Source organism: Stenotrophomonas sp. Sm2128 (assembly GCF_030985535.1).
In the GTDB taxonomy this organism is placed as follows: Bacteria; Pseudomonadota; Gammaproteobacteria; order Xanthomonadales; family Xanthomonadaceae; genus Stenotrophomonas; species Stenotrophomonas maltophilia.
In genome coordinates this window covers 1-7689 of record NZ_JAPTFQ010000124.1, presented here as the reverse complement: position 1 = coordinate 7689, position 7689 = coordinate 1, and the positions used below count along the sequence as shown (strand labels likewise).

General features: G+C 68.1%; 9 protein-coding genes. 1 reads left to right on the top strand and 8 read right to left on the bottom strand.

Translation table 11 applies throughout. The features are described 5' to 3' along the window. Positions 1–62 precede the first annotated feature (62 nt). The 8 genes from O0K41_RS21595 to dkgB form a co-directional block, all read right to left on the bottom strand. Positions 63–1430 (bottom strand): heavy metal sensor histidine kinase, encoded by a 1368-nt coding sequence (locus O0K41_RS21595; RefSeq protein WP_099604803.1) that lies wholly within the window; start codon positions 1428–1430, stop codon positions 63–65. Continuing rightward, positions 1427–2125: a heavy metal response regulator transcription factor gene (locus tag O0K41_RS21590; RefSeq protein ID WP_012480412.1), complete on the bottom strand. Its 699-nt coding sequence runs from the start codon at positions 2123–2125 to the stop codon at positions 1427–1429. Before O0K41_RS21590 ends, O0K41_RS21595 begins: the two co-directional genes overlap by 4 nt. Positions 2126–2170: 45 nt before the next feature. Then, the gene (gene copD / locus O0K41_RS21585; protein WP_049450865.1) at positions 2171–3055 is read right to left on the bottom strand and encodes a copper homeostasis membrane protein CopD; all 885 of its coding nucleotides are present in this window, start codon (positions 3053–3055) and stop codon (positions 2171–2173) included. Positions 3056–3065: 10 nt separating this feature from the next. Next, the gene (gene copC, locus O0K41_RS21580) at positions 3066–3443 is read right to left on the bottom strand and encodes a copper homeostasis periplasmic binding protein CopC (protein WP_164222851.1); all 378 of its coding nucleotides are present in this window, start codon (positions 3441–3443) and stop codon (positions 3066–3068) included. A gap of 126 nt (positions 3444–3569) precedes the next feature. Then, positions 3570–3893 carry a hypothetical protein gene (locus O0K41_RS21575; protein WP_005409840.1) on the bottom strand — a complete coding sequence of 108 codons (324 nt, stop codon included), beginning with the start codon at positions 3891–3893 and terminating at the stop codon, positions 3570–3572. Further along, positions 3890–4828: a cyclase family protein gene (locus tag O0K41_RS21570; RefSeq protein ID WP_152904900.1), complete on the bottom strand. Its 939-nt coding sequence runs from the start codon at positions 4826–4828 to the stop codon at positions 3890–3892. Before O0K41_RS21570 ends, O0K41_RS21575 begins: the two co-directional genes overlap by 4 nt. 19 nt (positions 4829–4847) lie before the next feature. Next, positions 4848–5795 carry a TIGR03571 family LLM class oxidoreductase gene (locus O0K41_RS21565; RefSeq protein ID WP_049450860.1) on the bottom strand — a complete coding sequence of 316 codons (948 nt, stop codon included), beginning with the start codon at positions 5793–5795 and terminating at the stop codon, positions 4848–4850. Between the two features lie 11 nt (positions 5796–5806). Beyond that, a complete protein-coding gene (gene dkgB, locus O0K41_RS21560) occupies positions 5807–6610 on the bottom strand; it encodes a 2,5-didehydrogluconate reductase DkgB (RefSeq protein WP_049450859.1) in 804 nt (267 codons plus the stop codon). A 118-nt stretch (positions 6611–6728) separates the two neighbouring features. On the opposite strand from dkgB, the gene O0K41_RS21555 reads away from it, so the two are divergent. Further along, the gene (locus O0K41_RS21555) at positions 6729–7631 is read left to right on the top strand and encodes a LysR family transcriptional regulator (RefSeq protein ID WP_049450857.1); all 903 of its coding nucleotides are present in this window, start codon (positions 6729–6731) and stop codon (positions 7629–7631) included. Positions 7632–7689 lie beyond the last annotated feature (58 nt).

The following is a 7689-nucleotide window of genomic DNA, read 5'->3' as shown; positions in this document are numbered from 1 at the left end:
AGTGCCGGCCGCTGGCCGGCAGCACCGAAGCAACGTTCCTGAGACGCTGCCATGGGCCGGCACTACCGGGCGGCTGCACTCGGCAGCATCAGCTCGAACACGGTGCCGGTGTCATCCGACACAACACTCACACTACCGCCATGGGCCTGTGCAATCGCGCGGGTGATCGCCAGCCCCAGTCCGGCACCTTCGTGGCGGCCGCGCTCGCCGCGATAGAAGCGATCGAACAGGCGCGGCAGCGCTTCGGCGGCAATCGGCGTGCCAAGGTTGTGCACACTGAGCCTGCACACGCCATCAGCCTCGAGCAGCCGCACCCGTACTTCGCTGCCCACGGCTGCGTGCTTCAACGCGTTGGACAGCAGGTTGGCGATCGCACGGTGCAGCATCAGGCGGTTGCCTTCCACGCTCGCCACACCGTCGCGGCGCAGGGTCAACTTCCGGTCCTCGGCCAGCAGGTCGTAGAACTCGAGCAGCGAATCCACCACCCCATCCAGCGCCACCGGCTCGCGCGAGGGCAGCGCGCCCGGCGCCTCGGCCTGCGCCAGGTACAGCAGGTCGCCCACGGTCTGCGCCAGTTGCTGCAGTTCCTCGGCACACGACGCCAGCGTCTCGCGGTAGGCCTCGTTGCTGCGCGGGTGCGCCAGCACCACCTGCACCTGGGTCAGCATATTGGTGATCGGGGTGCGCAACTCGTGGGCGAGATCACCGGAGAACTCGGTCAGCCGCGCGAAGTCCTGCTGCAGGCGTGCCAGCATGCCGTTGAGGGTCTGCGCCAACTGCTCCAGTTCGGCCGGTGCACTGCGCGCGCTCAGGCGGCGCTGCAGGCGACCGGCGGTGATCTGCCTGGCCTCATCGGCCAGCGTGCGCAGCGGCCGCAGCGTACGCCGCACCACATAACCGCCGAGCAGGCTGCTGGCCACGGCGGCGCCGATGATCGCGATCGCCAGCAGGTGGCGGAAGCGCTGCAGGAAATCGGCATGGCGGTTGTCATCGATGGCCAGCAGGGTGACCAGCGGGCTGCCGTCGGCCAGGGTCTGGCGCAGGTGCAGGGCATGCATGCAGCGGCCATCGGCGAGGATCCAGTCGTGCCGCCGTGGCGCGGCGTCGATCGGCTGGCCGCGTGCATGCTCGCGCAGCAGTGCCGGTGCGGTCGAGAACAGCACCGCGCCACGCCCATCAACAACGTGGAAGGCGATGTCCGGATGATGGCCCAGCGCCTCTGCCAAGCGCTTCCCGCGTGTGGACGCAGGTCCGTTATCGGCGAGGTCACGGATCAACGCGACCTTGTTTTCCAGTTCGACGAAGTCCTGGGCGACCAGGTCGTGGCGGGCACTGACATAGATCGCCACGCCCAACGCGGCCAGCACCAGCGTGGCCACGATGGCGAACAGCAGCGTCAGCCGCACCGCGATGGAACGGCGCAGGCTCATCCGCTGTGCACTGCACCGTCGTCCGGCGCCTCCAGCACATAGCCCATGCCGCGCACGGTGACGATCAGCTTGGCATCGAAGTCATCGTCGATCTTCGCGCGCAGGCGGCGGATCGCCACGTCGATCACGTTGGTGTCGCTGTCGAAATTCATGTCCCACACCTGCGAAGCGATCAACGAGCGCGGCAGCACTTCGCCACGTCGGCGCGCCAGCAGCTCCAGCAGGGTGTATTCCTTCTGGCTGAGGGTGATGCGCTGGCCGCCGCGTTCAACCCGGCGGCGCAGGGTGTCCACCACCAGGTCGGCGATGACGATGCGCTCGGCCTGCGGCTGCGCCTGGCCGCGACGCAGCAGGGTGCGTACCCGCGCCAGCAGCTCGGCGAAGGCGAATGGCTTGGCCAGGTAGTCGTCGGCGCCCAGCTCAAGGCCCTGCACGCGGTCGGCGATGCTGCTGCGCGCGGTCAGGAACAGTACCGGCACCTGCCAGCCGGCCTCGCGCAGCCGCGACAGCACGTTCCAGCCATCCAGGCCGGGCAGCATCACGTCGAGGATGACCAGCTGGTACTCGCCGCTGCCGGCCAGGTGCAGCCCGTCGACGCCGTTGCAGGCGAGATCGACCACGTAGCCGGCCTCGATCAGCCCCTGGCGCAGGTAGTTGCCGGTCTTGGGTTCGTCTTCGACGATCAGCAGTTTCATGATGCGCCCATCATCGCAGCTTGGGCCCGTACCGGAACGGATTGGTCATGCCAGTGGGTCCAGCGTGCCAAGCACCGCGACGCAGGCCAGCACCAGCAGCGCCAGCAGCGATTCGCAGGCCAGGCTTTGGCGGAGCGAGCGCAGCGGCCTGGGTTGCCAGCCGCCACGGATGGAGACCGCCAGCGCCGGCACCAGCCGCCAGCGATGCAGCGCGGCCAGGCCCAGCATGCCACCGACCAGGGCGAGTTTGAGCAGCAGCCAGCGTCCGTGCGCAGTGCCGATGAGGGTCTGCACGGAACCGCCAAGATCGACATAGGTATAGGCGCCGGTCATCGCCAGGGTGGCGACGATGATCGTGCCGGGCAGGGCGAAGCCGTGGGCGGCCTGCCACAGCTCCCGGGTGCGTTCGCGCAGGCGCAGGCCCTGCGGACGCAGCGCCAACTGCAGGATGGCAGCGATCGCGCCGACCCAGGCGCCGGCGGCCAGCAGGTGCACGATGCCGGCCACCAGCCGCATCGTGCCACCGAATCCATCGCCGGCGGCGGCATGGCCGTTCCAGGACAGGCTGGCGAGGGCCATTCCGGACAACGCGAGCAGCGCCACGCGCCGCGGTCCACCCAGCGGCGTGGCGGCTGCCAGCAGGGGCAGCATCGCCAGCACCGCCACGGTGCGCAGCAGGCCGGCTTCACCTACCGGCGTGCCGGTGAGGAACCAGTGCGCCGTTGCTGGGTCGATGTCGGCCGGCGCGATGCCGAGCACACCGGACAAGCGGGTGATGGCATCGGTGACCACCACGGCCAACGCGATCAGGGCGAGCGCCAGCGAGACGCCGCGTGGCAACCCCGGACGGACGAACAGCATCCGCCCGAACAGCAGCATCAGCACCAGGTACAGCGCCAGCCGCAGCGCATACGGCGAGAGCTCGGCCACGACGGCAGCCTTACTTCACGGTGAAGCGGTAGTTGCCGGTGATCGGGTGGCTGTCCTGGCCGACCGCGCGCCATTGCAGTGCATAGCTGCCTGGGGGCAGCGGCTTGGCGAAACGCGCGCGCAGCGTGTGGCCATCTTCGGAAATGTCCTGTGCGGTGGTGGGCATGGCCATCTTCATGCGGCCATGGTCCATGCTCAGTTCGATGCGGGTGGCACGCGGCATCACCTTCTCACTGAACTGCAGCGTGATCTCGGTCGCCGGGGCCATGGTGGCGTCGGCGGCCGGCGTCGAGCGCACCAGGCTCGGATGGGCCAGCGCCAGCGGCGCAACCGCGAGGCCGGACAGGAGAAGCGCCAGGGAGACGGAGCGGCGAAGGGAACGGGTCATGCGCGGGACACCTGTGGAAGAAGTGGCCCGCAGAGTGGAGGGCGGCGCCTTTCGCCGCCCTGACCCGAACATTACCGATCTGTAATGTTCCGTCCACGCACAGGTGGTGCCGGCCGCTGGCCGGCATCACAGTGCTGCCAACGGCCCCTGCATGCGATGGAAACTGCCATCGGTGGCGGTGAACCAGGCCAGCGAACGCCCGCCGACGAAGTCGTCGACATGCACGACCGTTGCGCCATCGGCTTCCTGCCACGAAATGGCATAGACCCCTTCGCCGATCTGCTGCCACTCGCAGGCGGCTTCGCCCTGCGCACCGGCATAGGCGCCGGAAACGATGGCGTACTGCACGTGGCGGCCATCGGCGCTGTAGACATTGTCGGCGGCCAGGCCGTCATAGCTGACGCGGAAGCGGCGGCCGGCGAACAACGGCAAGGCGGGGGCCGTGTTCATCGGATCGCCACCGGGTTGATGTTGACCTGGGTCGAGCCGACGTAAAGCGGCTGGCCGAGCACGAACAGGAATTCCCAGGCCTTGTCGCGCACCAGGGCACGGCTGTCGATCAGCTCCAGGTTGTAGATGCCGCGCTTGGCCAGCATGTACTGGTTGATCGGGAACTCCTCGGCACCGTTCGGGTTCGGATAGACCTCCGAGGCCCAGGTGTCGCCACCGAAGGCGACGATGCCCTGGTCGGCCAGCCACTTCGCGGCCTCCATGCCGATACCCGGTTCCACTTCGAGAAACTGTTTGTCGTCCTCGCCGATCAGTTCCAGCCAGCCGGTGTTGAACAGCACCACGTCGCCCTTGCGCAGGCTCAGTCCCTGCTTCTTCAGCACGGCCTGGATGTCGGCCACGGTGAACTCGGTGCCGCCGGGCACGATCGCCTTGCCGTAGTACGCGGTCATGTCCAGCACGACGCCGCGGGTGACCATCGGCGGTACCTTCTCGACGCCGAGCTTGCGCACGCCGTCCACGGTGACGAAGTCAGCGGCCTTGTTGCCGTTGTAGTAGACGTTGTCGATGCCGATATGGCCGATGCCGTTGAGCTGGGTGCCAACGCCGGTCCAGGCGTTCACCAGTTCATCGTTGAAGGTGAACTTGTTGGGGCCCAGCGACTTGCCGGCCTGCTGGCCGACCTGCACGTTGTACAGGCGGAAGCTGCGGTGACGGAACGCGGGCAGGTTCTTGTCCACCGGCACCGCCAGCGGATAGGTCTTGCCGGTCCTGACCAGCGATACCGCGTGCTTGACCACGTCCGCGGTGAGCAGGTTGGCCGCGCCGATCTCGTCGTTGGCACCGTAGGCAGAGGGATACCAGTCCTCGGCGGTGGCCTGGAAGGACAGCGGCAGGGTGGCCAGCGCAAGCGCGGCCAGGGTCTTCATCTTCATGGCAAAGCTCCGGTAACTGTCAGGCCGTCGCGGCGGCGCTGGCATGGGCCGGGAAGTGCGGCAGCACGTACTCGGCGATTTCGTGGAAGGTTTCGGCCAACGGCCGTTCGTTGCGGCGGAACTGCAGGCCGATGTGGTCGACACCGGCCAACTGCATGGCGTGCAGCTCGGCCAGCAGTGCGTTGCGGCCGCCGCGCAGGCCGAAGCGCCAGCGCTGCAGGGGGGCATCGGCATCGTCCACCAGGTCCAGGTGGATGAAGCTGGCATACGGCTTGTTGCCGGCCACGGCGCGCCACGCCGCCACGCGTTGCGCATGGTCCTGCGGCGCGCCCGGGTAGGCCAGGCAGCCATCCATGTGCTGGCCGATCCATGCTGGTTGCTGTTGGGCCAGGCCGGCCACGAACAACGGCAGGGCCGGGCCATCGGCGGGCAGCACGTCCAGGCCCTGCGGCAGGTGCGCGGCGGCGCCTTCGCGCAGCAATGCGATCTGCTCGCGGAAACGGCTGCCACGGCTGTCGAAGTCGCGACCGAACAGCGGGTACTCCACCGGGCGGTCGCCACTGGCCACGCCCAGCAACAGGCGGTCGCCGCTCAGCCGCTGCACGCTGCGCGCCGACTTCAGGGTCAGCAAGGGCTCACGGATCGGCAGCACCACCGCACCGGTGCCCAGCAGGATGTCATTGGTGATGCCGGCCAGGTAGCCGAGGTAACTGAATACCTCGAACACCTGCGCCGCATCGCCGAAGGCCGGGTCGTACACCGGCACGTCGCGTACCCACAGCGCACGGAAGCCGAGGCGGTCGGCCAACCGTGCCAGTTCCGCATGGCGCTGCAGGTCCGGTTCACCGGGCAGGCGTCGCGCGGCGCGTCGTGCCTGTTCGCCCAGCGGCGTCCAGTCATTGTCCAGCGGTGCTTCGATGCCGATGCTGAAGCCACCGGCCTGCAGCCGCGCCAACGCACTGCCCATGGCCAGGCTCCTCAGTCCCAGGCCGGGGCAAGGCCCGGCGGATCGACTTCGCGGCCGTTGCGGTCAAGCGCAGCGATCGCGGCCATGTCATCGGCATCCAGGTGCAGGTCCTGGGCGAGCAGGTTGCTGGCCAGGTTCTCGCGCTTGGTCGAGGACGGGATGACCGAGTAACCCCGCTGCAGCGCCCACGCCAGCGCGACCTGGGCCACGGTGGCCTGGTGCTTGTCGGCGATGGCGGCCAGCACCGGATCCTTCAGCACCTTGCCGTAGGCCAGGGTCATGTAGGAGGTCACGGTGATGCCCTGGTCCTGCAGGAAGGCGGTCAGTGCCGGGTTCTGCAGGTACGGGCTCAGTTCGATCTGGTTGGTGGCGATCTCGCCGGCACCGACCACCTCGATGGCCTGCCGGGTCAGCTCGATGTTGAAGTTGGACACACCGATCTGGCGGGTCAAGCCCAGCGTCTTGGCTTCGGCCAGCGCGGTCATGTACTCGCGCAGTTCAACGCCATTGCCCGGCGCCGGCCAGTGGATCAGCAACAGGTCGACGTAGTCGGTGCGCAGCTTGGCCAGGCTGTCGCGCAGGCTCGGGATCAGCTTGTCGGCGGCGTAGTTGTCCACCCAGATCTTGGTGGTCAGGAACAGCTGGTCGCGCGGGACGCCGGATTCGGCGATGGCCTGACCGACTTCGGCTTCGTTGCCGTAGATCTGCGCGGTATCGACCGCACGGTAGCCAACGTCGAGGGCGTTGCGCACCGAGTCGATGACGGTCTGGCCGTTCAGGCGGAAGGTGCCGACGCCAAAGGAAGGAACGCTCATGATGGACTCCAGGGACTTCGTTGAGAGCCGGTGGGCTCGGGACAGGGCGAAGTGTGGGCGCTTTACATTTGTTGATTAAGCTGTGTATACGGGAAACGCTTTTGCGCCGAGGTAAAAAATGAAAACCACCCTGGATGAGCTGAAGGCCTTCGTGGCCGTGGTCGACAGTGGTTCGATCACGGCGGCGGCCGAGGCGCTGGAACTGACCATCTCGGCCACCAGCCGCACCTTGGCGCGGCTGGAGGACAAGCTGCAGACCACGCTGCTGCGACGGACCACGCGGCGGCTGGAACTGACCGAGGAAGGCGCGGCGTTCCTGGAGTACGCGCGCACGATCCTGGCCACGGTGGACGAGGCCGAGGAACAGATGGCCGCGCGGCGGCTGCGGCCGGTCGGGCGCCTGCGCGTGGACGCCGCCACGCCGTTCATGCTGCACGTGATCGTGCCGCTGCTTGAGGGGTTCCGTGAGCGCTACCCGCAGGTGGAGCTGGAGCTGAATTCCAATGAAGGCATCACCGACCTGATCGAGAAGCGCACCGACGTGGCGTTCCGCATCGGCGTGCTGCGCGACTCGACCCTGCATGCGCGGCCGATCGGCCACAGCCGCATCCGGGTGGTGGCCAGCCCCGAATACCTGCGCCGCCACGGCACGCCCACGCGCGTGGAGCAGCTGCGCGAGCACGACCTGCTGGGCTTCACCCAGCCCAGTTCGTTGAACGAATGGCCGCTGCAGGATGCCGATGGCGGGTCTTTCGTGATCGAGCCGGCCATCGCTTCATCCAGTGGCGAGACACTGCGGCAGATGGCGGTGGCCGGACTGGGCATCGCCTGCCTGTCTGATTTCCTGACCCGCCAAGACCGGCGTGATGGCCGCCTGGTGCAGCTGTTCGCCAGGCAGACGCAGGAAGTGCGGCAGCCGATCAACGCGGTGTACTACCGCAACACCGCGCTGGCCGCCCGCATCACCTGTTTCGTCGACCACGTGACGCAGACGCTCGGCCAGCGTCCGTTTGACGAATAAGGAGGAGTAGAGCCGGGGGGGGGGGGGGGGGGGGGGGGGGGGGGGGGGGGGGGGGGGG

Bases quoted from the DNA above. Each gene is read 5' to 3' on its own strand.
- O0K41_RS21595 (WP_099604803.1), bottom strand. From the start codon at position 1,430: ATGAGCCTGCGCCGTTCCATCGCGGTGCGGCTGACGCTGCTGTTCGCC.
- O0K41_RS21590 (WP_012480412.1), bottom strand. From the start codon at position 2,125: ATGAAACTGCTGATCGTCGAAGACGAACCCAAGACCGGCAACTACCTG.
- copC (WP_164222851.1), bottom strand. From the start codon at position 3,443: ATGACCCGTTCCCTTCGCCGCTCCGTCTCCCTGGCGCTTCTCCTGTCC.
- O0K41_RS21575 (WP_005409840.1), bottom strand. From the start codon at position 3,893: ATGAACACGGCCCCCGCCTTGCCGTTGTTCGCCGGCCGCCGCTTCCGC.
- O0K41_RS21570 (WP_152904900.1), bottom strand. From the start codon at position 4,828: ATGAAGATGAAGACCCTGGCCGCGCTTGCGCTGGCCACCCTGCCGCTG.
- O0K41_RS21565 (WP_049450860.1), bottom strand. From the start codon at position 5,795: ATGGGCAGTGCGTTGGCGCGGCTGCAGGCCGGTGGCTTCAGCATCGGC.
- dkgB (WP_049450859.1), bottom strand. From the start codon at position 6,610: ATGAGCGTTCCTTCCTTTGGCGTCGGCACCTTCCGCCTGAACGGCCAG.
- O0K41_RS21555 (WP_049450857.1), top strand. From the start codon at position 6,729: ATGAAAACCACCCTGGATGAGCTGAAGGCCTTCGTGGCCGTGGTCGAC.